Origin of the sequence: uncultured Sphingomonas sp. (assembly GCF_964250165.1) — a bacterium.
In the GTDB taxonomy this organism is placed as follows: domain Bacteria; phylum Pseudomonadota; class Alphaproteobacteria; order Sphingomonadales; family Sphingomonadaceae; genus Sphingomonas.
Window position 1 is genome coordinate 1 of record NZ_CAXUEK010000042.1, and the last position, 24,376, is coordinate 24,376.

27 protein-coding genes, 1 pseudogene and 1 riboswitch are annotated in these 24,376 nt (G+C 68.5%); of the genes and pseudogenes, 10 read left to right on the top strand and 18 right to left on the bottom strand.

From position 1 onward, the window contains the following. The 6 genes and pseudogenes from ytpR to ACFE64_RS09865 form a co-directional block, all read right to left on the bottom strand. On the bottom strand, positions 1 to 489 hold a 489-nt coding region (ytpR, locus tag ACFE64_RS09840), incomplete at its 3' end, for a YtpR family tRNA-binding protein (RefSeq protein ID WP_375392286.1). Between the two features lie 55 nt (positions 490 to 544). Next, positions 545 to 1,636 (bottom strand): phenylalanine--tRNA ligase subunit alpha, encoded by a 1,092-nt coding sequence (gene pheS / locus ACFE64_RS09845; protein ID WP_375392287.1) that lies wholly within the window; start codon positions 1,634 to 1,636, stop codon positions 545 to 547. A 37-nt stretch (positions 1,637 to 1,673) separates the two neighbouring features. Further along, positions 1,674 to 1,999, bottom strand: a pseudogene (locus tag ACFE64_RS09850) (GIY-YIG nuclease family protein). A gap of 246 nt (positions 2,000 to 2,245) precedes the next feature. Then, positions 2,246 to 2,617 (bottom strand): 50S ribosomal protein L20, encoded by a 372-nt coding sequence (gene rplT, locus ACFE64_RS09855; RefSeq protein ID WP_375392288.1) that lies wholly within the window; start codon positions 2,615 to 2,617, stop codon positions 2,246 to 2,248. A gap of 11 nt (positions 2,618 to 2,628) precedes the next feature. Further along, positions 2,629 to 2,832, bottom strand: coding sequence for a 50S ribosomal protein L35 (rpmI, locus tag ACFE64_RS09860; protein WP_375392289.1), 204 nt, complete (start codon positions 2,830 to 2,832; stop codon positions 2,629 to 2,631). Positions 2,833 to 3,032: 200 nt separating this feature from the next. Next, positions 3,033 to 4,202 (bottom strand): hypothetical protein, encoded by a 1,170-nt coding sequence (locus ACFE64_RS09865; protein WP_375392290.1) that lies wholly within the window; start codon positions 4,200 to 4,202, stop codon positions 3,033 to 3,035. Between the two features lie 95 nt (positions 4,203 to 4,297). Here ACFE64_RS09865 and ACFE64_RS09870 point away from each other — a divergent pair, with 95 nt between their 5' ends. Beyond that, entirely contained in the window at positions 4,298 to 6,424 is a 2,127-nt protein-coding gene (locus ACFE64_RS09870) for an AsmA family protein (protein WP_375392291.1), read from the top strand. A 123-nt stretch (positions 6,425 to 6,547) separates the two neighbouring features. Here ACFE64_RS09870 and ACFE64_RS09875 read toward each other — a convergent pair whose 3' ends face one another. Then, entirely contained in the window at positions 6,548 to 7,339 is a 792-nt protein-coding gene (locus ACFE64_RS09875) for an inositol monophosphatase family protein (RefSeq protein ID WP_375392292.1), read from the bottom strand. 69 nt (positions 7,340 to 7,408) lie between these two features. Here ACFE64_RS09875 and ACFE64_RS09880 point away from each other — a divergent pair, with 69 nt between their 5' ends. Both ACFE64_RS09880 and ACFE64_RS09885 read left to right on the top strand, forming a co-directional pair. Continuing rightward, on the top strand, positions 7,409 to 7,942 hold the full coding sequence (locus ACFE64_RS09880) for a peroxiredoxin (RefSeq protein WP_375392293.1): 534 nt from the start codon (positions 7,409 to 7,411) through the stop codon (positions 7,940 to 7,942). A 67-nt stretch (positions 7,943 to 8,009) separates the two neighbouring features. Further along, entirely contained in the window at positions 8,010 to 9,032 is a 1,023-nt protein-coding gene (locus ACFE64_RS09885; RefSeq protein WP_375392312.1) for a diguanylate cyclase, read from the top strand. Positions 9,033 to 9,387: 355 nt separating this feature from the next. Here ACFE64_RS09885 and ACFE64_RS09890 read toward each other — a convergent pair whose 3' ends face one another. Then, positions 9,388 to 9,993, bottom strand: coding sequence for a YbhB/YbcL family Raf kinase inhibitor-like protein (locus ACFE64_RS09890; RefSeq protein ID WP_375392294.1), 606 nt, complete (start codon positions 9,991 to 9,993; stop codon positions 9,388 to 9,390). A 50-nt stretch (positions 9,994 to 10,043) separates the two neighbouring features. Between ACFE64_RS09890 and ACFE64_RS09895 the strand changes: the two genes are divergently transcribed. Continuing rightward, positions 10,044 to 10,460, top strand: coding sequence for a DUF1810 domain-containing protein (locus tag ACFE64_RS09895; protein ID WP_375392295.1), 417 nt, complete (start codon positions 10,044 to 10,046; stop codon positions 10,458 to 10,460). Here the strand turns inward: ACFE64_RS09895 and ACFE64_RS09900 are convergent. Beyond that, entirely contained in the window at positions 10,457 to 10,972 is a 516-nt protein-coding gene (locus tag ACFE64_RS09900; RefSeq protein WP_375392296.1) for a ferritin-like domain-containing protein, read from the bottom strand. The two genes, ACFE64_RS09895 and ACFE64_RS09900, sit on opposite strands and share 4 nt — an antisense overlap. Before the next feature lie 137 nt (positions 10,973 to 11,109). Between ACFE64_RS09900 and ACFE64_RS09905 the strand changes: the two genes are divergently transcribed. Further along, on the top strand, positions 11,110 to 12,549 hold the full coding sequence (locus ACFE64_RS09905; protein WP_375392297.1) for a S41 family peptidase: 1,440 nt from the start codon (positions 11,110 to 11,112) through the stop codon (positions 12,547 to 12,549). Positions 12,550 to 12,677: 128 nt separating this feature from the next. On the opposite strand, the gene ACFE64_RS09910 is transcribed toward ACFE64_RS09905, so the two are convergent. After that, complete coding sequence (locus ACFE64_RS09910; protein WP_375392298.1) at positions 12,678 to 13,133, bottom strand: DUF3833 family protein; 456 nt, start codon at positions 13,131 to 13,133, stop codon at positions 12,678 to 12,680. Between the two features lie 111 nt (positions 13,134 to 13,244). Between ACFE64_RS09910 and ACFE64_RS09915 the strand changes: the two genes are divergently transcribed. Continuing rightward, on the top strand, positions 13,245 to 13,373 hold the full coding sequence (locus ACFE64_RS09915; RefSeq protein ID WP_375392299.1) for a hypothetical protein: 129 nt from the start codon (positions 13,245 to 13,247) through the stop codon (positions 13,371 to 13,373). Between the two features lie 6 nt (positions 13,374 to 13,379). On the opposite strand, the gene ACFE64_RS09920 is transcribed toward ACFE64_RS09915, so the two are convergent. Next, complete coding sequence (locus tag ACFE64_RS09920; RefSeq protein ID WP_375392300.1) at positions 13,380 to 13,856, bottom strand: GNAT family N-acetyltransferase; 477 nt, start codon at positions 13,854 to 13,856, stop codon at positions 13,380 to 13,382. Positions 13,857 to 14,014: 158 nt separating this feature from the next. After that, positions 14,015 to 14,632, bottom strand: a complete 618-nt coding sequence (locus tag ACFE64_RS09925; RefSeq protein WP_375392301.1) for a hypothetical protein — start codon at positions 14,630 to 14,632, stop codon at positions 14,015 to 14,017. A 117-nt stretch (positions 14,633 to 14,749) separates the two neighbouring features. Between ACFE64_RS09925 and ACFE64_RS09930 the strand changes: the two genes are divergently transcribed. Next, positions 14,750 to 14,968 (top strand): hypothetical protein, encoded by a 219-nt coding sequence (locus ACFE64_RS09930; protein WP_375392302.1) that lies wholly within the window; start codon positions 14,750 to 14,752, stop codon positions 14,966 to 14,968. 66 nt (positions 14,969 to 15,034) lie between these two features. Here ACFE64_RS09930 and ACFE64_RS09935 read toward each other — a convergent pair whose 3' ends face one another. The 6 genes from ACFE64_RS09935 to ACFE64_RS09960 all read right to left on the bottom strand — a co-directional run bounded on the left by ACFE64_RS09935 (position 15,035) and on the right by ACFE64_RS09960 (position 22,185). Beyond that, positions 15,035 to 15,814, bottom strand: a complete 780-nt coding sequence (locus tag ACFE64_RS09935; RefSeq protein WP_375392303.1) for a hypothetical protein — start codon at positions 15,812 to 15,814, stop codon at positions 15,035 to 15,037. A 170-nt stretch (positions 15,815 to 15,984) separates the two neighbouring features. Next, positions 15,985 to 17,871 (bottom strand): phosphomethylpyrimidine synthase ThiC, encoded by a 1,887-nt coding sequence (thiC, locus tag ACFE64_RS09940; protein ID WP_375392304.1) that lies wholly within the window; start codon positions 17,869 to 17,871, stop codon positions 15,985 to 15,987. A gap of 51 nt (positions 17,872 to 17,922) precedes the next feature. Continuing rightward, positions 17,923 to 18,011: riboswitch (TPP riboswitch) on the bottom strand. A gap of 124 nt (positions 18,012 to 18,135) precedes the next feature. Next, complete coding sequence (locus ACFE64_RS09945; RefSeq protein WP_375392305.1) at positions 18,136 to 19,209, bottom strand: ferritin-like domain-containing protein; 1,074 nt, start codon at positions 19,207 to 19,209, stop codon at positions 18,136 to 18,138. 17 nt (positions 19,210 to 19,226) lie between these two features. Continuing rightward, complete coding sequence (locus ACFE64_RS09950) at positions 19,227 to 20,309, bottom strand: ferritin-like domain-containing protein (RefSeq protein ID WP_375392306.1); 1,083 nt, start codon at positions 20,307 to 20,309, stop codon at positions 19,227 to 19,229. Between the two features lie 210 nt (positions 20,310 to 20,519). Next, positions 20,520 to 21,392 carry a MipA/OmpV family protein gene (locus tag ACFE64_RS09955; protein WP_375392307.1) on the bottom strand — a complete coding sequence of 291 codons (873 nt, stop codon included), beginning with the start codon at positions 21,390 to 21,392 and terminating at the stop codon, positions 20,520 to 20,522. 19 nt (positions 21,393 to 21,411) lie between these two features. Next, positions 21,412 to 22,185, bottom strand: a complete 774-nt coding sequence (locus tag ACFE64_RS09960) for a sterol desaturase family protein (protein WP_375392308.1) — start codon at positions 22,183 to 22,185, stop codon at positions 21,412 to 21,414. Between the two features lie 105 nt (positions 22,186 to 22,290). Between ACFE64_RS09960 and ACFE64_RS09965 the strand changes: the two genes are divergently transcribed. From ACFE64_RS09965 to crtI, 3 genes are all read left to right on the top strand, one after another. Next, entirely contained in the window at positions 22,291 to 22,587 is a 297-nt protein-coding gene (locus ACFE64_RS09965; RefSeq protein ID WP_375392309.1) for a hypothetical protein, read from the top strand. A 25-nt stretch (positions 22,588 to 22,612) separates the two neighbouring features. Further along, entirely contained in the window at positions 22,613 to 23,758 is a 1,146-nt protein-coding gene (crtY, locus tag ACFE64_RS09970; protein WP_375392310.1) for a lycopene beta-cyclase CrtY, read from the top strand. Continuing rightward, positions 23,758 to 24,376: phytoene desaturase family protein (gene crtI, locus ACFE64_RS09975; protein WP_375392311.1), on the top strand; the 619-nt coding region annotated here is incomplete at its 3' end. The genes crtY and crtI, both read left to right, overlap by 1 nt.

The window sequence follows — 24,376 nt, forward strand, 5'->3', positions numbered from 1 at the left end:
GGTGATCGCGACGTCGAACACCGGATCGTCGAGGTGCGCATAGGCCGCATAGCTCTCGCCGACCGGCGCATCGTCGGCCAGCTCGATGATGCCGTCGTGATCGTCGCCAAGCTCCAGCTCGCGCGCCGAGCACATCATGCCGTTCGATTCGACCCCGCGGATGGCGGCGACCTTGAGCGTGATGCCGCTGCCCGGGACGTAGGCGCCGGGCGCGCCGAACACGCCGACCAGGCCGGCGCGGGCGTTGGGCGCGCCGCAGACGACTTGGGTAGCGCCGTCACCGGCGTCGACGGAGAGCACCTGCAGCTTGTCCGCCTGGGGGTGGCGCTCGGCGGTGAGCACGCGCGCGATCCGGAAGGGCTCGAGCGCCGCGCCGGGATTGTGGATACCCTCCACCTCCAGCCCGATGCGGGTGAGCGCGTCGGCGATCGCCTCCAGCGGCGCGTCGGTGGCGAGGTGCTGCTTGAGCCACGAGAGGGTGAACTTCATGGTTCACCTCTCGTGCCCCGGCGCCGGCCGGGCCCCATGCAAAGGCCTGTGAACTTCATGCGCCCACGCCTCCGCTCAGCGTCGGCACGTCGAGCGCGGCGAAGCCGTAATGCTTGAGCCAGCGGACATCGCCGTCGAAGAAGGCGCGCAGGTCGTCCATGCCGTATTTCAGCATGGCGAGCCGGTCGACGCCGACGCCGAACGCGAAGCCCTGCCATTCGGCGGGATCGAGCCCGGCCGCCGCGATCACCTTGGGGTGGACCATGCCGGAGCCGAGCAGCTCCATCCAGCCGCCCTGCTCCGCATCGGGCGACCCGCCGAGCACGCGCTTGCCCTTCTGCAACGTGTAGCCGACGTCCACCTCCGCCGAGGGCTCGGTGAAGGGGAAATAGCTCGGGCGCAGGCGCAGCACGATGTCGTCGCGCTCGAAAAAGGCGCGCAGGAACGTCTCCAGCGTCCATTTCAGATGGCCGAGCGTGATGCCGCGATCGATCACCAGCCCCTCGATCTGGTGGAACATCGGCGTGTGCGTCGCGTCGCTGTCGGAGCGGTAGACGCGGCCGGGCGCGATGATGCGGATCGGCGGCCGCTGCGCCATCATCGTCCTGATCTGCACCGGGGAGGTATGCGTGCGCAGCACCATCGGCCGCTCATGCTCGCCGGCCAGATAGAAGGTGTCGTGCATCGCCCGCGCGGGGTGCGTTTCGGGAATGTTGAGCGCGGTGAAATTGTGCCAGTCGTCCTCGATCTCGGGGCCGGTCGCGACGGCGAAGCCCAGATCGGCGAAGATCTCGGCGAGCTCGTCCATCACCTGGCTGACCGGGTGGATCGTGCCCGCGGGCGCGGCCTCGGCCGGCAGCGTCATGTCGAGCCGCTCGGCCGCGAGCCGCGCGTCGAGCGCCGCCGTCTCCAGCGCCGCCTTGCGGGTGGCGATCGCGGCCGTGACCGCCTCGCGCAGCCCGTGGATGCGCGGCCCCTGCGCCTGCCGCTCCTCGGGGCTCATGCCGCCGAGCGTCTTGAGCAGCTGCGTCACCTGCCCCTGCTTGCCGAGCGCATGGACGCGGCACGCCTCCAGCGCGTCGAGGCCGGGGGAGGCGCCGATCGCGGCAAGCAGGTGCTCGCGCAGGTCGTCCAGGTCGGTTACCACATCATCTCCCGTCGTTCCCGCGCAGGCGGGATCCCATTTACTGCCGTTCCCTGGCTGCTTCCGCGGGCGCGAAGCCCAGGCCGATCGCCAAATCGATCCACGCGGGATTGTGGCGCTCGATCAGGTTCAGCTTCCAGTCGCGTTCCACTTCTCGAGCTGCTTCTCCCGCGTGATCGCGGCTTCCATGGTATCGGCCATCTCGTACCAGACCAGTCGGTTGATCCGATAGCGGGAGGTAACGCCCTTGACCAATCCCTCACGGTGCTGGGCAAGACGCGCGAGCAGGTCCGAGGTGACGCCGATATACAGGGTGCCGTGGCGGCCGCTGGCGAGAATGGAGACGCATGGCTGGCGTTCGCGCATCGACCTCCTCCGTCATCCCGCGCAGGCGGGAAACCATTTTGGCTGACGGCGGATGCCATCGCCACTCGCAGCGATAATGGTTTCCCGCCTGCGCGGGGATGACGAGAAAGAAAAAAGGCGCCGGTGTTGCCACCGACGCCGCTTACATCTCATCGCTCAGTCGAAGGTGCGCCACGCCGTCAGACGTGACCGGCTGCGCCGGCCCCGCTGCCCGCCGTGGCGAGTCCTGATCCTGCTAGAGCAGCCTCAGGCCGCCCGCTCCTGGGGCAGCGCCGCCTTTGCCTGCGCGATGATCGCGCTGAACGCTTCGCCCTCGTGCATCGCGATGTCGGCGAGGACCTTGCGGTCCAGCTCGACGCCGGCGAGTTTCAGGCCGTGCATGAACTGGCTGTAGCTCAGCCCCGCGGCGCGGACGCCGGCGTTGATGCGCTGGATCCACAGCCCGCGGAACGTCCGCTTCTTCACCTTGCGGTCGCGATAGGCGTATTGGCCGGCCTTCTCGACCGCCTGCCGCGCGACGCGAATCGTGTTCTTGCGGCGGCCGCTATAGCCCTTGGCCTGTTCGAGAATATTCTTGTGCTTGGCGCGCGTCGTGACGCCGCGTTTCACTCGTGCCATCGATCAGCTCCTCAACTCAGGCCGTAGGGCGCCCAGGCCTTCACCGTGGCGGTGTCGGCCTTCGCGAGCACGCTGGTGCGGCGGTTCTGGCGGATATACTTGGCGTTGTGGCTGATGAGGCGGTGGCGCTTGCCGGCGACGCCGTGCTTGATCTTGCCGGAAGCGGTGAGCGTGAAGCGTTTCTTCACCCCGCTCTTGGTCTTCAGCTTGGGCATTTTGGTCCTTTCGCGTTCACGAGACTGGAACCGCCGCGGCAGCCCTGATGGCCGGGCGGTTCGTGGGCGTCTCGGGTGGAGGCCGCGCGCCCTAGCCGCGGCCGGCGCGAAAAGCAACAGTGGTCATGGCGCGTTTCGTTCCGGCACTCACCGCGAGATTGTCGCCTCACATGACCTTGTATAAACACAGACTTAGATGGTTACCACGGTTCTGGACCGTTCGGTATGCAGCGTCGCCAATGGTCGAGTTTACCGCCATTCCATTTTATAAGCAATTCGTTGGCGTTGACTCGTGAGATCTGCCCACTCATCGTTATTCCCGTGTGGTTCGGCGTTGCCGGCCAATTTAGCTCAATATGATTGTCAATCAGTTTCCAGTCACCATTTGCTTCTTCATCCGCTAGAACTCCCCTCGCTTGAAGACTATAGGTCGAGCTTCCCGCACAATACTCACCTTTTGGCACCCAGCCACCTACTAGAAACGATGGAGCAATCTTATCTGGACCGCTCGGTCCATCTTCTTGTTTTATCGCCGTACTAGCTTCCGGGCCAGAACGGTCGGCGGTATGGGTTGGCGGACGTTTGAGGGCGATTGTGGCAACGGCAGGATCGGCCAGTTTTGGTGGCTGACCGCCGGACCCCAACGCTCCGGACCCCAATGCCATCGCGAGGAGCAAGCCTTCGCCGCTATGCTCTCCAGCATCCTGCCCATTCACTACCTCGCGCTGAAAAGCCAAAGTGTCGGGCCCGCAATTTTTAGACCCTCCATTACCTCGGACTAATCTGAAGGACCACTTGGTTGTGCTATTCGTCTCTGCTAGCTGATCTTTTGTAGTAGCAGTAAGGGTATATAGATCATCGCCAGCAGAGCTCCAACTGATTTTCTCCATAGTGCTGCTCGGAGACAATGCCTTAATCCGGTCGGACTTCATCACTGCCACGACTTGCCCCAAGGATACGTCATAAGGTCGTTCGACAATATCCCCAGCACCTACTCCAACGCACTCTCCCGCTATTTCAAGTGACACGATCTCGCCGGAAAAGAACGGTATCATCTTACCAATCAAGAAAACGACACCGAACAAGATCGGCGGAATAACAGCTAGTCCGATCAGCAGGCGCTTCCAGAGCCTAGGCGGTTCTACACCTTCCGGCGCTACAAACAGCTCTGACGTTATAGCGTCTGAGGTCGGTTCTGTTTGACCACTTGGCAATAACTCGGCTATGTCAACTGCCGGCTCATCTGCTTGCGTAACTGATTGGGGATGAGCAAGCACCTGCGCCTTAGCTGCCTCGAACTCTACGTCGTTGACGTGCCCTGCCGCGCGAAGAGCGCTCAAGCGCTCCAAATCGTTAATCCAGTCGGCCATGCGTTCACCCCCGGATCAGCTTACAAATGAGCAACGGACCTGCAAGTCAAAGCTTGTGGCGGAACCGGAACGGTCGCCCGCGCGCTTGCGCGAGCATGGACGAGGCTACTCAGCGTATCGAGCAGCCGGCGCCCGCCGTTTCGGAACCTGCCCGCCGGCGCCGCCGCCTCCTGCGCAATATCCTGCTCGGCGTCGCAGGCGTGCTGCTCGCCGCCTGGCTGGTGCTGTTCCTCACCAAGGGCCGCTTCCTCAAGCATACGGCCGAGTCGCTGGCCGGGCGCGCGCTCGGGCGCGACGTGAAGGTGGCGGGCGACTTCCAGCTCTATTTCGCGCCGTTCAAGATCCGGTTCGTGGCGGAAGGGCTGACCGTCGCCAATCCCGCCTGGGCGGAGCGGCCGCAGCTGTTCCGGGCCGATCGCGTCGATGCGCTGATCGCGCCCTGGTCCATGCTGTTCGGGCGGCGGCGTTTCTACTCGCTCGATCTCGTCAACGGCGCGGCCGACCTGGAATATGACAAGGCGCACACCGCCAACACATGGACGTTCGGGACGGGCAAGCAGGGCGGCAAGCCGTTCGAGTTCCCGCGCGTCGACCAGGCGAGCGTCGCCGGCACCACCGTGCGCTTCCGCGATCCGCGCATGCCCCTCACGGCCGACCTCCGGATCGACCCGTTCCGGTCGGCCGACGCGCGGATCGGCCGGGCGATCGGCGTCCACGGCGCGGGCGTGGTGCGCACGACGCCGTTCACCGTCGAGGCGCGGCTGCTGTCGCCCGACGCCACCGTCAATCGCGGCCAGAACCAGCTGGCGCTGACCGCGCACGCCGCCGGCAACGTCATCGACATCACGGGCACGCTGCCGACCATCGCCGACTTCGAGGACGTGCCGCTGCAGGTGCGCGCGCGCGGCCGCAACATGGCGAACCTGCTCGACATCATCGGCGTGGTGATCCCCAACACGCGCACCTATCGGCTCGCCGCGCAGCTGGTGAAGCAGGGCGAAATCTATCGCTTCACGCACCTTGCCGGCAGGTTCGGCGACAGCGATCTGGCGGGGCGTCTGACCGTAACCAACGGCGCGCGGGTGCGGCTCGATTCGGAGTTGGCGACGCGGAGTCTCGACATCGTCGATGCCGCGCCGTTCATCGGCTACAACCCGGACATCGTCGCCACGCAGGGCGTGCAGGCCGCCGCCGCCGCCACCGGCGCGGGCGCGCGGCGCATCCTGCCGGATGCGGCGCTGCCGGTGAAGACGATGGGGGCGTTCGACGCCGGGCTGCACTGGACGGTGGGCGTGGTGAAGTCGCGCCACGTCCCGATCTCCGACCTGGACCTGACGCTGGCGCTCGATCGCGGCCGGCTGGCGCTGTCGCCCTTCACCTTCACCATGGCGCGCGGGCATGTCGCGTCCGACGTGATCTTCGACACCCGCCAGCGGCCGAGCGCCGACCGCTACGATATCCGCCTCGCGCCGACGCCGCTCGGGCGACTGCTCGCGGGTTATGGTGTCGCCGAGGCGGGAACCAGCGGCACCGTCAGGGGGCGGATCCAGATCGAGGGGCGCGGCGACACCGTTCATCAATCGCTGGCGACCGGGAGCGGCCGCATCGCCTTCGTGCTGCCGACCGGGACCTTCTGGACGCGCAACGTCCAGCTCGCCGAGCTCGACATCGGCACCTTCGTGCAGAAGATGTTCCAGCACGCGCTGAAGGAGCCGGTGCGGATCAACTGCGGGCTGATCGGGTTCACCGTGCGCGGCGGCGTGGCGGCGGCGGACCCGATCCTGATCGACACGCAGAAGAACGTGATCCTCGGCCGCGGCGGCTTCAGCTTCAAGACGGAGGCGCTGGACCTCGCGTTGCGCGCCGACGCCAAGAAGTTCTCGCTGTTCTCCGGCCAGTCGCCGATCGGGATCGGCGGCGATTTCGCCGCGCCGTCGCTCGACGTCATCAGCCCGCAGCTGGTCGGTCGCGCCGGCGTCGCACTCGGGCTGGCGCTGGTTGCGGCGCCGCCGGCGGCGATCCTGGCCTTCATCGATCCGGGCGACGCGAAAGCCGCCGCATGCGGGCCGGTGCTGGCCGGCGCGACGGCGGCGCAGCAGCGCACCATCAAGGGCAAGGCGCGCGACGATGTCGGCAATGGCGGCACCGGCAAGAGCGAGAGCGGCAAGCGCTCGGGTGGCGAGAAGCAGGAGCAGCGGAAGAAGTTTCTGGGAATATTCTAACTCCTCCACCGCGCCAGCGTGGGGAGTGGTGGAGGGGGTTCTCAGCGGCATCGGTCCGACGCCCCCTCCGTCACGCGGCTATCGCCGCGCGCCACCTTCCCCGCCAGCGCGGGGGAGGAGCATTCAGCCGTGCAGCGCCTCCAATACATCGTCCGTCCGCGCCGCGTCGCCGATCGCCAGCACCTGGCCCTCGCTCGCAGCGGTGAGCGGGTCGCCCTGCCAGTCGCACATGCGCCCGCCCGCGCCCTCGACCACCGGCACGAGCGCGGCGAAGTCGTGGAGCTTCAGCCCCGCCTCGCAGATCAGATCGAGGTGGCCGCTCGCGAGCAGGCCGTAATTGTAGCAGTCGCCGCCATAGACCGGCCCTTGGCGGAGATCGCCAGCCGATGCGGCGGCCGCCAATCGCCGATAGCCGTCCACCTCATCGCCGGCGAACAGATGCGGGCTGGTGGTCGCGAGCAGCGCCCCCTCCAGCTGCGGGCACGTGCGCGTCCTGACCGCCGCGCCGTTGAACAGCGTCGGCCGGCCCGCCGCGCCGAGCCAGCGCTCGCGGCTGATCGGCTGGTCGATGACGCCCAGCACCGGCCAGTCACCGTCCAGCAACGCCACCAGCGTGCCGAAGATCGCGCGGCCGGCGATGAACGACCGGGTGCCGTCGATCGGGTCGAGCACCCAGCGCCGGCCGGTGATGCCGGGCTTCTCGCCATATTCCTCGCCCACGACGCCGTCGCCCGGCGCCTCCGCGTCGAGCAGCCGGCGCATCGCGGCCTCGGCGGCGCGATCGGCCTCGGTCACGGGCGAGCGGTCCGCCTTCAGCTCCTGCGCGAACGCCTGGCGGAACAGGGGGCGGATCGCCGCGCCGGCGGCGTCGGCGAGCCGCTGGGCGAGGGCGAGATCGGCGGCGGTGACGGGCATCGCGCGCTCCCTATCCGCCGCACCCGCGCTGCGCTAGGATGATGCATCCCATCGCGGAAGGATCATCCGATGCGCGCCCTCGTCTCTATCGCCGCCCTCCTCCTCGCCGCGCCCGCCGCCGCGACGCTCGCGCCCGGCGCCAAGGCCCCGGTCTTCACCGCGCAGGGGGCGGTCGCGGGCAAGCCCTTCACGGTGAACTTGCAGGACGCGCTCAAGAAGGGGCCGGTGGTGCTGTATTTCTTCCCCGCCGCCTTCACCAGCGGCTGCAACGCCGAGGCGCACGCCTTTGCCGAGGCTATACCCGATTTCCGGAAGGCGCACGCCACCGTCATCGGCATGACCGCCGGCCATGTCGATCAGCTGGAAGATTTCTCCAGCAAGGAATGCGCAGGCAAGTTCCCGGTCGCGGCCGCCAGCCCCGCGCTCATCCAGAGCTATGACGTGGTGCTCAAGAAGCCGGACGGCGGCGCGACCGCGCTGACCAGCCGGACCAGCTACGTGATCGGCCGTGACGGCCGCATCGCGTTCGTTCATGACGACATGAACCCCGCCGAGCACGTCCAGCGGACGCTGGCGGCGCTGCGCGCGCTGCCCGCGCGCTAGTCGGCGGTTACGGCTCGCTAACCTGTCTACGCTAGATCGTCACCGCACAGGGGGTGCGGTGACGGCGATGCGCGAGGTGGCGACGCAGGCCTGGGACGAGGACGACGGCCTGTTCGCGGGCGTCGGCGCGTTCCTGGATGCGCACGGGCTCGGGCCCGACCCGGTCCATTACAGCTTCGCCTACGCCGTGCTGACCGATCCCGAGCTGAACGCGGCGGTGGCGCAGCTGAGAGACGGCGGCGTGCGACTGGGCCGAGCCGAAATCGAGCGACTGGGCGGCACGGTGAGAGCGGGCGCGACCCGGTCGGCTCGCTGCCGGGCACGCAGGGAGGATCACCGCGCGGCGGCGCTGGTCGCGGAGACGCGGGCGCAGGTGGACGGCTTCGCCGATCTGGTCCGCAGCGTCCGGCAGGAGACCAGTGGCTTCGGGCGAGATCTGGCGGCAAGCGCGGCGGCGCTGCAGCAGCAGGCGACGCTCGCCGGGCTGACGGAGATCGCGCGGATCACCGGTTCGATGGCGACCCGCATCCGCGATGCCGAGCGACGGCTGGCGACCGCGACCGCCGAAGCCGATACGCTCCGCACCCGGCTGACCGAGGCGCAGGGCGAGGCCCGGCGCGACGCACTGACCGGGCTGCCGAACCGGCTGGCGTTCGAGGAGGCGTTCGCGGCCGCTGCGCTAACCGGGGCGCCGGTGTGCCTCGCGGTCTGCGACATCGATCATTTCAAGGGCTTCAACGATTGCCACGGCCACGGCGTCGGCGACCGCGTGCTGAGCGCCATCGGACGCGGGCTGGTCGATGCCTGCGACGGGCAGTTCGTGGCGCGGCACGGCGGCGAGGAGTTCGCCGTGCTGTTGAACGACGTCCCGCTCGTCGCTGCAGCGACGCTGCTCGACCGGGCACGCGAGGGGCTGGGCGAGCGGCGGTTCCGCGATCGGGAGACGGGCGCGGTGCTGGGGCGGATCACGCTTTCCGCCGGCGTGATCGCGGTCCGGCCGGAGGAGCCGCTGGCCGCCGCGCTCGAGCGCGCGGATCGGCTTCTCTACGCCGCCAAGGCCGACGGCCGCGACCGGGTCTGCGCGGGCTGACTGACTGCTATCGATTGGCGCAAGTCGCCAGATAGAGCGGCGGTGTTCGCCATCATCCTGACGACCATTCTGCCAAGCAGCTGTTTAACCGACATAAGTGCAGTTGGCACGACCGATGCAGTGTGTTCTGCGTCGGCCGGATGATCCGCTCCGACGCTTCGGAGACCTGCCATGACCACCTCTCTTTCCCGCTCACTCTTCTCTTCCGCCGCCGCCATCCTGTTCGCCGGCCTGGCGCTGTGCGCGGCGCTCCCCGTCGTGCCGGTGGCGTGATGCGGCGGCACTTGGCCCCGGCGCTCACCTCCTTCGCGATGACGGCGCTGCTGATCGTCCGTCATCACGCTCTCCTGTTCGCCTAGGCCGGCACCGGCGCTCCCGCCGGGCCGGCGACTGCGGGCTCGCCGCGGCTGTAGGTGCCGATCAGCACGCCCGACGCCACCACGTGCCCGCGCAACGCCTCGACCAGATCGCCGCGCCCCGGTCGCTCGCCCGCATCGGGCGCGTCCGGGCCGAGCGCGAAGAGCTGGAACACGTAGCGGTGCTCGCCATGGCCGGTCGGCGGATCGGGCGGTAGCCAGCCCCGCTTGAACTGCGAGTTCCGGCCGACCTCGCCCTCCGGCGCGTCGGGGACGATGCCGCCCTCTTCGATCCGCCCCGACGCGCCCTCCAGCTCGCTGACGACGGCGTGGACCATCGGCTGGCCGGTCGGCGCATCCGGATCCTCGACGATCAGCGCCAGTCGCGCGCCTTCGGGCGCGCCCGTCCAGGTCAGCGGCGGCGACACGCCCTCGCCATCGTCGGTGAACCGTACGGGCAGCCGCGCGCCGTCGCCGAACGCGGGGCTGGTAAGCGTGATCTGCGCCTCGGCGGCCATGCCCGGCTGCGCGACGACCAGCTTGTCCGCGCCGGCGCGGCGGTTCTTGAGCGCGCGGCCGAGCCAGGCGGGAACATGTTCGAGCATCAACCCTCTCCCTTGCCGGAACCGCCACGCCAGCGAGGCGCTGAGCGGCGATGGACGATCCTCATCATCTTACCCGCTTCGTCGACGCGCAACTCGGCGTCTACGATCAGGTGCTGGCCGAGCTGCGGCGCGGGCGCAAGGCGAGCCACTGGATGTGGTTCGTGTTCCCGCAGATCGCCGGCCTGGGCAGCAGCCCGACGGCGCGCTTCTACGCGATCGCCTCGAAGGCGGAAGCAAGTGCCTATCTCGCGCATCCGCTGCTGGGCCCCCGGCTGCGCGAGGCGTCCGCGGCGGCGATCGCCGCGGCCGGATCGGCGGAGCAGGTGTTCGGCGGCATCGACGCCGTCAAGCTGCGCTCCTCGCTGACGCTGTTCGCCGCCGTCGCTGACGACCCGGCGCCGTTCCGGGCCGGGCTCGACCGCTTCTTCGGCGGCGAGCCCGATCCGGCGACGCTAGCGCTGCTTTAAGCTTCGGCCAGCTCCGCGCTGGCGTTGATCCGACTCTCGGCGAGCTGCGTCAGCTTCTCGTCGGTCGCCTTCTCCTCGGCCAGCGTCTCGGCCAGGATCGCGGCGCATTCGCTGCGGCCGAGCTGCTTCGCCCAGGCGATCAGCGTGCCGTAGCGGCTGATCTCATAATGCTCGACGGCCTGCGCCGCCGCGGTCAGCGCCGCGTCGAGCACCGCCTTGTCGGCGACGTCGCCCGCGGTCTCGTTCGCTTCCTTGATGATGCCGTCGATCGCGGGGCAGGTCACGCCCTTTTCCTCCAACCCCTCGAGGCTGAACACGCGCTTCAGCCGCTCGATCTGGCCCTCCGTCTCGCGCAGGTGCGTCTCGAAGCCCTGCTTGAGCTGCGGGTCGGTCGCTTTCTCGATCATCTTGGGCAGCGCCTTGGTGATCTGCTGCTCGGCATAATAGATGTCCTGGAGCTGATGGACGTAGAGGTCCTGCAGCGTCGCGATGTCTTTTGTGAACAGGCCCATGTGCGGTTTCCTTGCGCTGGAGTTCGGGGCCACAACGTGCCTCGGGCGGCGTGGTTGCCTGACGGCCGCCGCCGCGCACGAGAACGCTGGCGTTCGCCGACCAGATTGCGCTAAGACATTGAACAGGAGCCGTTCTCATGCGTCAGCGTCTTGCCTCTCTCGCCGCGATCATGGCCATGCTCAGCAGCTGCGGCGGGGGCAGCGGGTCCGGCGCCGGCACCGGGTCCACCGCCACCAGCTCGGGGGCGACGGGCACGACCACCGCCGGCACGGGCTGCACGCTGCGCGAGCGGCAGGATTGGGCGTTCGCGCAGCTCAACCAATGGTATCTCTTCCCCGAAACGCTGCCGACCAGCCTCGATCCGACCCCCTACACGACCGTTGGCGACTATATCGACGCGCTCACCGCCACCGCGCGGAGCCAGCGGCGGGACCGCTATTTCACCTATCTCACCTCGATCTCGTCGGAGGACGCCTATTATGCGTCGGGTTCCAGCGCCGGCTTCGGCGTCCGGCTGACCACCGATGCGGCGGCGGGGCGCGTCTTCATCGCCGAGGCGTTCGAGGGCGCGCCGGCGCTGGCGGCCGGGATCGACCGCGGCACCGAGATCCTGGCGATTGGCACGTCCGCGAGCGACCTCAAGAGCGTGTCCTCGATCATCGCCACGGCGGGCACCGCCGGCGTGACGGACGCGCTCGGCCCGAGCACGGCGGGCACGACGCGCCTGCTGCGCGTGACGGACGCCAACGGCCAGCGCGACGTGACGGTCGCCAAGGCGGACTATTCGCTCACCCCCGTCTCCAGCCGCTACGGGGCCAAGATCATCACCGATGGCGGGCGGCAGGTCGGCTACATCAACCTGCGCACCTTCATCTCCACCGCCGATCCGGCGCTGCGCCAGGCGTTCGGGCAGTTCAAGGCGGCGGGCGTCACCGACGTCATCATCGACCTGCGCTACAATGGCGGCGGGCTGGTCTCGATCTCCGAGCTGATCGGCGATCTGCTGGGCGGCGCGCGCTCCACCTCCGACGTGCTCGACTACACCACCTTCCGGCCGGAAAAGGCGGCGAACAACTCGACCCGCTTCTTCCAGCCGACCACCCAGTCGATCGCGCCGACGCGCATCGCCTTCATCGGCACGGGCGGCACTGCGTCGGCGAGCGAGCTGACGATCAACGCGCAGATTCCCTATCTCCACGCCAACGCCGCGCTGATCGGCACCAACACCTTCGGCAAGCCGGTCGGCCAGATCGCGCTGGACCGGGCGGCGTGCGACGACCGGCTGCGGGTGATCGCCTTCGCGACCCAGAACGCCAACCGGCAGGGCAATTATTTCGACGGGTTGGCGACCGTGGTGGAGGCGAGCTGCCAGGCGGCCGACGACCTCAACCACCCGCTCGGCGATCCGCAGGAGGGCTCGACCCGCGCCGCGCTCAACTTCATCGAGGGGGTCGCCTGCACGAAGATCAGCAGCGGCGAGGTGGGCACCGAATCGGTGAGCGCGCAGGGCAAGCGCACGCTGCTGACGCCGGACCATCCCGACACCGCCCAGCGCGAGACGCCGGGGCTGTTCTGAGCCGCGCGACGGGGTGACGCATCCTTCGGGCGGCTTCGGCTCCCTCACGGGTGGCGCGGAACCGTGGCCGACAGGGTGGAAGGGCTGGCGCGCTTGGTGACGGGACGGCGCCTGCAGCCCTCGCCGGGTCAGTCGCGCCGGCGGATCGTCTCGTCCAGCCGCGCGACCGTCACGCCGAAGCGGCGCGCGGTCAGCCGGTTGGCGGCGCTGCGGCCGTCCGGGGCGAGCGTCAGCCACTGCTCGATGCGGATCTTGCCCGTGGTCAGGTAGGTGATGTGGAGGCGATCGCCGCGCGTCTCCACCGTCACCGGCCCGCGCGCGTCGGTGAGCGTGCCGGTGTAACGGCCCGGCGCGATCCGGCGCAGCCGCCAGCGACGATGGGTGACCGCCTTGCCCGCCTCCGCCACGGTCTGGTCAAGGACCAGCGACCCGTCCGGCTGCGGCCGGCCCTCGCCCTCGACATGCACGGCGTGGCCGCGGTGGAGCATGATGCGCAGCCGGCCGACGCCCTCGCTGCGCCCGGCGAAGAAGGCGAGCGGATCGAAGCGCAGCGGCGCGCTGGCCAGCGCGAGGGCGAGAAGCATGACCGGCCAACGCACGGGCGGCGCAGTCGGCGCCGCGCGGAAAGGGGCGCGGCGGCGCACGAAAGCGTGTAGATGGCCGCGCGGGGCCTTCCGCTCCGATGGGAACCGGCGATGGCGAAGAGTCAGCAGAAGTCGAACAAGGAAATCCGCAAGCCCAAGGCCGCCAAGCCGGCCAAGCAGAACGCGTCCAACCCGAGCGCCAAGGGCACGCCGGCCAAGCCGGAGAGCGGCAAGGGCTGATCGGCGTCAGGCGTCCAGCGGCAGGCGCATCGCCACGTCGCAGCGCGCGTAGGTCGCGCCGTAGGTGGCCATGATCTCGGCGTCATGGACGAAGCCCGCCTTCTCGTAGAGGTGGATCGCCGCGCGGCACCTGCTGCTGGTGAGCAGGTAGAGCGTCTCGATGCCGGGCAGCGCCCGCGCCCGCCCGATCAGCGCGGCGAGCAGCACGCCGCCCGCGCCGCTGCCCTGCGCCGCGGCGGTGACGCCCATCTTGGTCAACTCCCACGCGCCCGGGCCGGTCGGCATCAGCGCGCCGGTGCCGATGACGGCCCCGCCATCGCCCGCCACGAACAGGATGACCCCACCCGGCGCGACGATCGTCTCGTGCGGGTGAGCGAGCACATGCTCGTCATGCGGCTCCAGCACGAACATCTCGCTGATCCACGCGGCGTTGATCGCGCGGAAGTGCGGCGCGAGGGCGTCGGTGTAGGGAAGGATGCGCATGGCCGGCATCGTAGCGCGAGCGGCGGCCGGGGGCGACTGGGCGGTCGGCGCAGACGTCGGCGCGGACCTGGACACCACATCCCCCGTCATTCGTCCAGGTCCGGATCGTCGTCTCCCTCTTCCCGGTCGTGCGCCGCGCGGCGCGCCGCGTCCTCCTGCTATCCGTGGCGCTCGACGGTCCGTTGCGCGAGCGCGCGTTCGAGCGCCTCGACCTCGCGCGTCGACAGCAGGCGCGGCGAGGGCCGCGGCGGCCGCGGCGGGACGGCGGCGCCGGTCTCGGCCGCTTCGGCGTCGATGCCGACCCGCGCGACCGCGACGGCAAGGCGTGCGGCGTGGAACTCGTGCGCCTGCCCCGAGCCCCGCCCGTGACAGGCCATCGGCGTCATCGCCTCGCGCCAGCGGCCGAACCGCTCGGGGTCGCGCAGCCGCAGGATGAACATGGTCAGCTTTTCGTCGAAGCGCCGCCGTTCGCCGATCTGCTCGCCCTGGAAGAACACCGGCGTCGCCGTGCCGTTGAGCGCGGGGTCGAACGCCGCCTCGCCGAGCCGGTGGACGGCGTAGTCGAGCGCGACGCCCCACGCTTCGCGGAAGCTGGTCGCCCCCGGCCGCGCGCGCAGATCATAGGCCGAGGACGTGCTCATCCCCACCGCCTTGCACGCCGCCTGGACATTGGCGGTGGCGGCGAGCGCCTCGACAAACGCGACCTGCCGCTCGGCGGTCCACCCGTCCTCGCGGTGGCGCGAGGCGACGGGGGTGAAGGCGGGTTTGTGGCTCATCGGGCAGGATGGAGCAGAACGCGCGCGTGTCGGACAGCGAAAAGCGGATGCTTTGCGCGACGTTCAGCTGCTAAGCTTACGTGCTGTGCAAAAACGACCGTGATGCTGGATTGACTCATGAGCCGCAGCCGAAAGACATCGCCCTTCGTTGGGATCACGACCGCCGAGAGCGACAAGCCGTGGAAACAGCAATCCGCGCGACAGGTCCGACGCGCGGTGCATCAGACGCTGGACGGCGATGCGGCGCCGAGCCGGCGCGTGCTGGGCGACGGGTGGGGCATGAAGGACGGCAAGCAGCGGATCAGTGATCCGACGCCGGCGGACTGGCGGAAGTGAGCCGGTAGGGGCGTTGGCGACGTGACGCCGCGGTGCAGGTGGCGTAGTGGCAATTTATCACTGAGACTAAAGCGTCACCTCCGAAAGATCACAAAACTGGCCCTGTTCGTCATCAAATTTTCCTTTGTGCTTAACAATCCAGTCCGCTACTAACTTCCAGCTGTCGTAATCAGAACGTGGGTTCTTCAGCCCCAAAGGTAGGGGCGACTTGAAGCACCATTGCATGGTCAGGCCGTCTTTATCCATCCCATCCTGAGACGCAGGCAGAACGCGCCATACGTTGTCGAATATTAGTTCGCCATTCTTGCTGAGTCGGAAGCTGATAATCGGCACATCGCGGGGCAGATCGATCCAGTCTTGAAATGCATCTATTTCTGAACCAGTCTCTTTCTGCTTATTCTCTAACTCTTTATGTCCGCTCTTTGTCATGTCCGCGGCGTAGAACGCCGCGTAGACGCCTTTTCCGCCGAGACTGGATCGACTGTCTTTCAGAAGCTCTGAGATCGATTGATCCCTTTTTAGAGGGAGCATAGCTCGCCGCCGGCTTTCCCAAGCCGTTCTGGCCCGCCTCAAGTCCTCCTTGGAGATGGGATGACAATCAAGAGCTTTAATCCAGTCTCGCGCGCACAAGATTTCTTCCAATTTAGCACTGACTATATTTGCTTCTGACCAGCCGCTTGCCTCAGTTCCTTCGAATGATAAACCGTTCGTCGAGGCATTGGACGAGCCCACCATCATCTCGTTACTGAAAAGATAGACTTTCCCATGAAGACGGTCGCATTGCACTGTGCTGACGTTCTTCAGCTTGAGAACGCGTCTAATCTCCTCGGGATTGGTTCCGCCCATCACGAGATTGCAGATGATCGTGATTCGATTTGCAGTTGGTCGGCTTGATAGACCAAGCTGCTCGATCGCACCCGTTCCCCAAAAAGCAACGGCTAAGGTCCCCCCTCGCCGGTCATGATCTTTTGTCTCACCCAGTCGAGTGCGTTTGGTCCGTCTTTAAACATTCCTACTCACTCCACTGCCGGCAGGTAAACCTTCCCGCCCGCCTCCCGGAACCGCTCGCTCATCCCGGCCATCCCGGCCTCGGCCTCCTCCGCCGCGACGAACGTCTCCATAGGCTGGTTCTGCTTCGCCGCGAACTCGCGCACTTCCTGCGTGATCTTCATCGAGCAGAATTTCGGCCCGCACATCGAACAGAAATGCGCGGTCTTGGCACCCTCCGCCGGCAGCGTCTGGTCGTGGTACGATTCCGCCGTGTCGGGGTCCAAGGAAAGGTTGAACTGGTCGCGCCAGCGGAAGTCGAACCGCGCGCGCGACAGGGCGTCGTCGCGCAGCTTGGCGGCGGGGTGGCCTTTCGCCAGGTCGGCGGCGTGGGCGGCGAGCTTGTAGGTGACGACGCCGGTCTTCACGTCGTCGCGGTCCGGGAGGCCGAGATGCTCCTTGGGCGTCACGTAGCAGAGCATCGCGCAGCCGAACCAGCCGATCATCGCCGCGCCGATGCCGCTGGTGATGTGGTCGTAGCCGGGTGCGATGTCGGTGGTCAGCGGCCCGAGCGTGTAGAAGGGCGCCTCGCCGCAGACCTGGAGCTGCTTGTCCATGTTCTCCTTGATCTTGTGCATCGGCACGTGGCCGGGGCCCTCGATCATCACCTGGACGTCCTGCGCCCAGGCGCGGTGGGTCAGCTCGCCCAGCGTGTAGAGCTCGGCGAACTGCGCCTCGTCATTGGCGTCGGCGATCGAGCCGGGGCGCAGGCCGTCGCCGAGCGAATAGGCGATGTCGTACGCCTTCATGATCTCGGTGATCTCGTCGAAGCGCTCGTAGAGGAAGCTCTCCTTGTGGTGGCTGAGGCACCATTTCGCCATGATCGAGCCGCCGCGGCTGACGATGCCGGTGACGCGCTTGGCGGTCATCGGGATATAGGGCAGGCGGACGCCGGCGTGGATGGTGAAATAGTCGACGCCTTGTTCGGCCTGCTCGATCAGCGTGTCGCGGAAGATTTCCCAGGTCAGCTCCTCGGCGACACCGCCGACCTTCTCCAGCGCCTGGTAGATCGGGACGGTGCCGATCGGCACGGGCGAGTTGCGGATGATCCACTCGCGCGTGTCGTGAATGTTGCGGCCGGTCGACAGGTCCATGACGGTGTCGGCGCCCCAGCGGATCGCCCAGACGAGCTTGTCGACCTCGGCCGCGACGTTGCTGGCGACGGCGCTGTTGCCGATATTGGCGTTGATCTTGACCAGGAAGTTGCGGCCGATCGCCATCGGCTCGCTCTCGGGGTGGTTGATGTTCGACGGGATGATCGCGCGGCCGCGGGCGACCTCGTCGCGGACGAACGCGGGCGTGACATGGTCGGGAATGCTCGCGCCGAAGCTCTCGCCGTCGCGGACATGGTCCATCAGCTGCGCGCGGCCCATATTCTCGCGGACGGCGACATATTCCATCTCGGGCGTGATGATGCCGCGCCGGGCGTAATGCATCTGGCTGACGTTCGCGCCCGCCCTGGCGCGGAGCGGACGGGGCCGCACGTTGGGGAAGGGCTGGACGCCGCCCGACCGGTCGGGGCCGAGCTGGCCGTTATCCTCGGGACGGAGCTGGCGGGCGTCGTAGCTCTCGACATCGCCGCGGCCGACGATCCAGTCGCGGCGGCGCTGGGGCAGGCCGGCCATGATGTCGATGCCGGCCGCCGGATCGGTATACGGGCCGCTGGTGTCGTAGACGTTGAGCGGCGGCTCGCCGGCGGAGGGTTCCAGGTCGATCGCGCGCATCGCGACGCGGTGCTCGCCGACATGGATCTTGCGGCTGCCGCGGATCGGGCCGGTGGTGACGCCGATCTCGATGGGGGAGGGGCGGGGGGCCCCGGCGGCGGCCCGTTCGATCGGCGAGTCTATATCGGCCATGTGCGTCGCTCCAGGTGTCGGAGCGAGGGCGGTTCTCAGGCGAGCGCCGCTTCCCTCCCTCCGCCGGTCTCAACCGGATCAGGTTCGGCGGGTCATGGCGTCAGCCACCTCTCAGCCGCTTCGGCGCGGCCCCCCGGGGATCGGCCGACGCTAAGCGCATCATGCGGCCACGTCCAGCAGCCAAGTCGATGGCGGAGCCGTCGCAACGGAAAAGGGCCGCGCGGTCGCCCGCACGGCCCTGTCCCACGACCAGCCCTCGCCGGATCAGCTCGGGTTGGCGACCGTCGTCCGGATGGTGCCGTTCACGCCGACGGGGAAGAAGCCGCCGCTCGACGTGCCTGCCCCTGCGTTCAGGTAGACGACGTTCAGCACCTGGGTGGCGGTGCGGCCGAGCGCGAGGCTGTTCGCGTCCGTCGGCACAAGGTTCGCCGTCGTCGCGGTGCCGATCCCCTGGTCGTTGTCGGCCGCCGCACCCGAGGTGCCGTCCAGGCTGTCACGCGCGTCCGAGATTTTCTGGACGTTGCCGATGATCGCCGAGGTGGCGGCGGTCGCCGGGGCGGACACGCCGAGCCGGTAGAGCTCGGAGCGGATCACGCCGTCATGATACGCCTCGACCGCGAGCAGGCCCGCCGACGCCTCCAGATAGGTCTTGTTGGTGATGAGCCGCGCCGAGCCGCGATAGGCGGTGACCCCGACATCGGTCAGCAGGTAGGAGCCGATCAGGAAGTTGATGTCGCTGGCGAACGGATCGAAGATCGTGTTCGCGTCGACCACGCCGGCCGCACGCGCCGCCGCCGTGAAGGCACCGGGAACGCTGGCGCCGTTGGCGGTCACCGTGGCGCTGCCCGACAGGTTGATGATCGGCTGCGCCGCCGCGGACGATCCGAGCGTGCTGCGCAGGAAGGTGACGTGCGCGATCTCGTCCGCCGCGATCTCGCGCGCATATTGCGCGATGACCGGATCGGAGAAGCTCACCGCCCGCGCCGCTCCGGCACCCGACCCGGGGATCACCGCGCCCTGGGTGCCGATGCCGGCCTGCAACGACGAGGCGATGCCCGCGCCGGTGACCGCATAGGTGTAGTAGGCGGCCTCCAGATATTCGAGCTGCAGCGCGAAGTTGAGGATGTCGACGTCGGTCACGGCCGCCGCGGTGGGGGTCGGCGTCGCCGTCGGCGTCGGCGTGGTCGCACTGTTGTCGTCACTGTTGCAAGCGGAGAGCAGTGCCAGCCCCCCGGTCATCGCCGCTGCGCCGCCGCACAGCCGGATGAAGTTGCGACGCGCCTGGCGCTGATGCTCGGCCTGTTCGACAAGGCCCAGGAAATCGATGTCTTTGCTCATGGCTTGATCTCCCCCGCTCAGTTCGCGGCGCTGGTGCGGATGGTGCCGTTGACGCCGGCGGGAAAGAACCCGCCCAGGGTCACGGCGGCGCGGTTCAGATAGACGATGTTGAGCACCTGCGCCGCGGAGCGGCTGTAGGCGAGGCCGTTGACGTTCGTGGGCACGAAGTTCGACCCCGTCGCCGTGGTCGTGCCGGCCGAGTTGGTCACCGCGATCTGCACCGGCGCCACCCCCTGATCGTCGTTCGGGTCGATGCCGCGCACCGGATCCGCGGTCGGCGTGCCGTCCAGCGAATCACGGGCTGCCGCGATCTTGGTCGTGGCGGTCACCAGCGCAGGCGTGTTGATGCCACGGCGATAAAGCGCGCCGCGGATGATGCCCGCATGGAACGCCTCAACCGCCAGGATGCCGGCGGCGGCGTCCAGGAAGGCGTTGTTGGTGATCAGCGCCGCCGAGCCCTTGTAGGCGGTGACGCCGACATCCTCGAAGATGAACGAGCCGAGCAGGAAATTGTTCGGCGAGGCGTAAGGGTCGAACACGTCCGTGGCGAGGAAGGTGCCGTTCGGCCCCGACGGCGTGACGACGCCGGCCGCGCGACCGGCGGCGGTGAACGATCCCACCGAGCCGTCCGCGTTGAGGCCGCCCGAGATGTTGATGCGCGGCTGCGCGACAGCGGCCGCGCCGAGCGCACCCGCGCTGCGCAGGAAGGTGACGTGCGCGATCTCGTCCGCGGCGATCTCGCGCGCATATTGCTGGATCAGGGGCTCGCCCGTGAAGTCCACGGCGCGCGGCGGGTTGGTGCCGCCGGTGTCGACATTGCCGCGTGCGCCGGCGGTGGTGACGCCACCCAGCAGACTGTCCGGCAGACCAGCGCCGCTGAACGCGTAGGAATAGAATTGCGCTTCGAGATATTCGAGGTTCAGCGCGAAGTTCAGGATGTCCGCGTCGGTGACCGTCTGCGCATCGGCGGCGGAGGCGAAGGCGAAGGCGCCCGCCCCGACCGCGGCGGCGCCGAGCGCCATCTTGAAGAACTCGCGCCGCTCGTCCCGCCGCTTCACGCGACGATCGAAGGCCTCGATCAGCTGCTCACTTTCGTGCATTCCAAACTCCTCCCTTGACCCGGGCGCGGCTACCCCAAGACGTTGAATGTTGCTGGAAAGGGCATCCGCGCGTCAGCGTCGGGGTTGCCGACAAAACGCTTTACGTTCCGCGCCAGACAAGGATGCACCCGGGCCGAAATAATCCTCTGCGGAAAACCCGTCGAGCCATCCGGATCATGATCGCACCGGCCCTGCCGAGCGCGTCCGGCCTCAGAAGGTGTAGGCGAGCCCGACGATGCCCAGCCACTGGTTCGGATCGCCCGCGACCCGCGTCACCGGCGAATAGCTGAAGCTGTTGAGCAGGCGCGCATAGGTGCCGCCGCCGACCAGCTTGAAGCCCCTGGTCAGGTCGCCGGTGATCGAGACCGCGCCGAGCGCGCCCAGCGTGTAGTTCTTCCAGCCGCCGTGCGCGGCGTAGGTCGGCAGGCCGCTCACCGCGGTCTGGGGCGCGCTGACCGAGTAGTAGGTTTGCGCATAGCCGTCGTCGGCGTGCTCGGCCGAGGCGAAGATGCCGACGACGATCTTGCGGCTGAGCGGCGTCAGATAGTTGATCGACGGCGAGATGATCGCGCCGTCGTGCACGCCGCTCACGTCGTGACGATAGGAGAGGGAGACCGACAGCCGGTCATAGTCGCTGGTGATGACGCCGGTCTTGCCGATGCCGGCATAGCCGCCGAGCTCGATTGCCGTATCGACCTTGCCGAGCGCCTTGATGCGCGGGTCGCCGATGCTCCTGGTCGAGGTCCGGTTGAAGTTGACGACGCCGACCGGCCCCAACTCCACGTCCCAGGTCGGCCCGGGCTTGCTGGGGATCAGGTCGATCGAGAGCCGGTTGCCGGCCAGCGTGAAGTTGAACCCGTGGAAGGAGCCGATCGCGCCGGGCGCCGGGCGCCAGTGATTGTGATCGGAGCCTTCATAGTCCGGCAGATAAGCGCCGCCGGCACCGATCGTCAGCGAATCGCCCCCCGCTGCGGCCGCCGCGCCCGCATCGGGCGGGCTCGCCGCCGGTGCGTTCTGCGCCAGCGCGGGCGCGGCGAGGCCGGCGGCGACCGCCATGGCGGCGGAACGGAGCAGATGACGCACGAGCAGTCCCCTTCAACTCTTATCGGCCCGTAACGCCGCCGCCCCCGATAGGCTCCCCGACGGCGCGGGCGTGGGCCCGGGCGAAGTCGCCGATGCCGCGGTCGGTGCCGCACCAGCGATCCCACCAGCGGAAATAGAGGCCGTAATTGCAGCGATACTGCTCATGGTGGCGCTGGTGGTGGCTGGCGGTGATCAGCCAGCCGCCGAGGCGACCGCGCCACAGCGCCGGCGGAAAGATCTCCCAGCCCATATGGTTGGTGACCCCCATCACGGTCATCACCGTCAGGACCACGCCGAGCGCGGCGACGTGGATGGGCACGACGAAGACGAGCAGCGGGATCGCCACCGCGCCGGTCAGCGCTTCGATGGGGTGGAACGCCATCGCCGCCCAGGCGGTGGGCGGCCGGCTGGCGTGGTGGACGGCGTGCGCCAGGCGGAACGGCCCCGGCCGGTGCAGCCAGCGATGCGTCCAGTAGAACCAGGTGTCGTGCAGGATGAGAAAGGTGAGGATCGACAGCGGCCACCACCAGAGCGGCCAGGCGTGAAGGTCCGTGTAGACGCGCGTCCAGCCCCGGTTCGCCCAGCCCCAGGCGACGACGCCGGCGGGCAGGCCGTAGATCGCGGCCGATGCGAGGCTCCAGCCGATCTCGCGCCGCATCTGCCGGTCCAGCCCGCGATAGAGGCCGGGATGGCGCACCCGGGTGGCGAGCGCGAAGCCGCCGCTGGCGAGCAGATACCGTACGGCGACGATCACCGTCATCGCCAGCGCGGAGAGAAGGACGGCGAGAGCCATGCGGCCTCTTACTCCACCCCTTCGCGGCATGAAACCGCCATGGTCGGCAACGCAGGGCAACCGGGCGCCTTTTCCCTCGTTGGTGGTGCTGCAGGAAGCGCAGCCATGGCGGACGAGGACGGCCAGGAACAGGAACGGCAGCTGGCGGGGCAGCAGGGCGACGGACTCTATCCGATCGGCCGGGCGCTGCGCGCGACCTACGATGCGGACAATCACGACAGCCTGGGCCAGGACCTGACCGGGCTGATGCTGGAACTGGCGCGGGTCGAGCCGCCGCCGACGCCGGCCCCTGACGCCGCGCCGGCTTCCCCGCCGCCCGTCGCCGCCCGGTCATGGTTCGCGCGCATCGTGCGACGGCTGCGGGTGTCGGCCGCGCAGGTGCGACAAGCCGGTTCCCGCTGACGCGGCACGCGGCTAGGGCGGCCGGGTGAGCGCCCCCCCATATGACCTGTTGATCGTCGGCGGCGGGCTGGCGGGCGGGCTGCTCGCCCTGGCGCTGGCGGAGGCGCGGCCGGGGCTCGCGGTGGCCGTCGTCGAGGCGGGCGAGCGGTTCGGGGGCAATCACCTCTGGTCGTTCTTCGACAGCGACGTATCGGACGCCGGGCGCGCGCTGGTCGCGCCGCTCGTGTCGTATCGCTGGCCGGGCTACGACGTCGCCTTTCCGGGGCTGCGGAGGACACTGGCGACGGCATACAACTCGATCGCATCGGAGCAACTGGACCGCGTGCTGCGTCGGCGATTGCCGGCCGCGCGGCTGTTCACCGGCGTCGGGGCGACGATCGAGCCCGGCGGCGCGCTGCTCGGCGACGGCCGGCGCCTCGCGGCAGGCGCGGTGATCGATGCGCGCGGGGCGGGCGATCTGTCGCTGCTCGATGGCGGCTGGCAGAAGTTCGTCGGCCTCACGCTCCATCTCGACGCGCCGCACGGGCTGGCGCGGCCCGTGGTGATGGATGCGACGGTGGAGCAGCTCGACGGCTACCGCTTCGGCTATGTCCTGCCGTTCGACGAACGCACGCTGTTCGTCGAGGACACTTATTACAGCGACACGCCCGCGCTCGACGTTGCCGCGGTGCAGGCGCGGGTGCTCGCCTATGCGGCGGCGCGCGGGTGGCGCGGCGTGCCGGGCAACCGCGTCGAGACGGGCGTGCTGCCGGTGATCGCGGGGGGCGATTTCGAGCGATATTGGGCGTCGACCGGGATCGGCGCCAAGACGGGCATCCGCGCCGGGCTGTGCCAGCCGACCACGGGCTATACGCTGCCCGACGCGGTGCGGCTGGCGCTGACGATCGCCGCCGCACCCGATCTCGGTCAGGCGGCGCTGGACCGGCTGACGCATGACCATGCCCGCGCCGCCTGGCGCCAGCGGGGCTTCTATCGCCTGCTCGACCGGATGTTGTTCGATGCCGCTAACCCGGATCAACGATGGCGCGTGCTGGAGCGCTTCTATCGGCTGTCCCCCGCCCTTATATCCCGCTTCTATGCTTCCCAATCGACTGCGGCCGACAAGGCGCGCCTCCTGCTCGGCAAGCCGCCGGTACCGATCGGCCGCGCAGTGAAGGCAATCTTCCGATGATGATGAAGTCCGCGATCGTTATCGGCTCGGGCTTCGGTGGGCTGGCGCTCGCCATCCGGCTGCAGTCGGCGGGCGTCGCCACGACGCTGGTGGAGGCGCGCGACAAGCCGGGCGGGCGCGCCTATTATTGGGAGCGCGACGGCTTCGTCTTCGATGCCGGGCCGACCGTCATCACCGATCCCGACTGCCTCACCCAGTTGTGGGCGCTGTCCGGCCGCGACATGGCGGCGGACGTCGAGCTGCAGCCGGTGACGCCCTTCTACCGGCTCAGCTGGCCGGACGGGACGGCGTTCGACTATTCCAACGACGAAGGCGCGCTGACGCGCGAGATCGCGCGGCTCAACCCGGACGACGTGGCGGGCTATCGTCGCTTCCTCACCTATGCCGAGGGTGTGTACCACGAGGGCTACGAGAAGCTCGGGCACGTCGCGTTCCTGGATTTCGCGTCGATGATCAAGGCCGCGCCGGCGCTGGCGAAATACCAGGCGTGGCGATCGGTCTATTCGATCGTCAGCTCCTACGTGAAGAACGAGAAGCTGCGCGAGGCGCTGAGCTTCCACACGCTGCTGGTCGGCGGCAATCCGATGACGACCAGCGCGATCTATGCGCTGATCCACA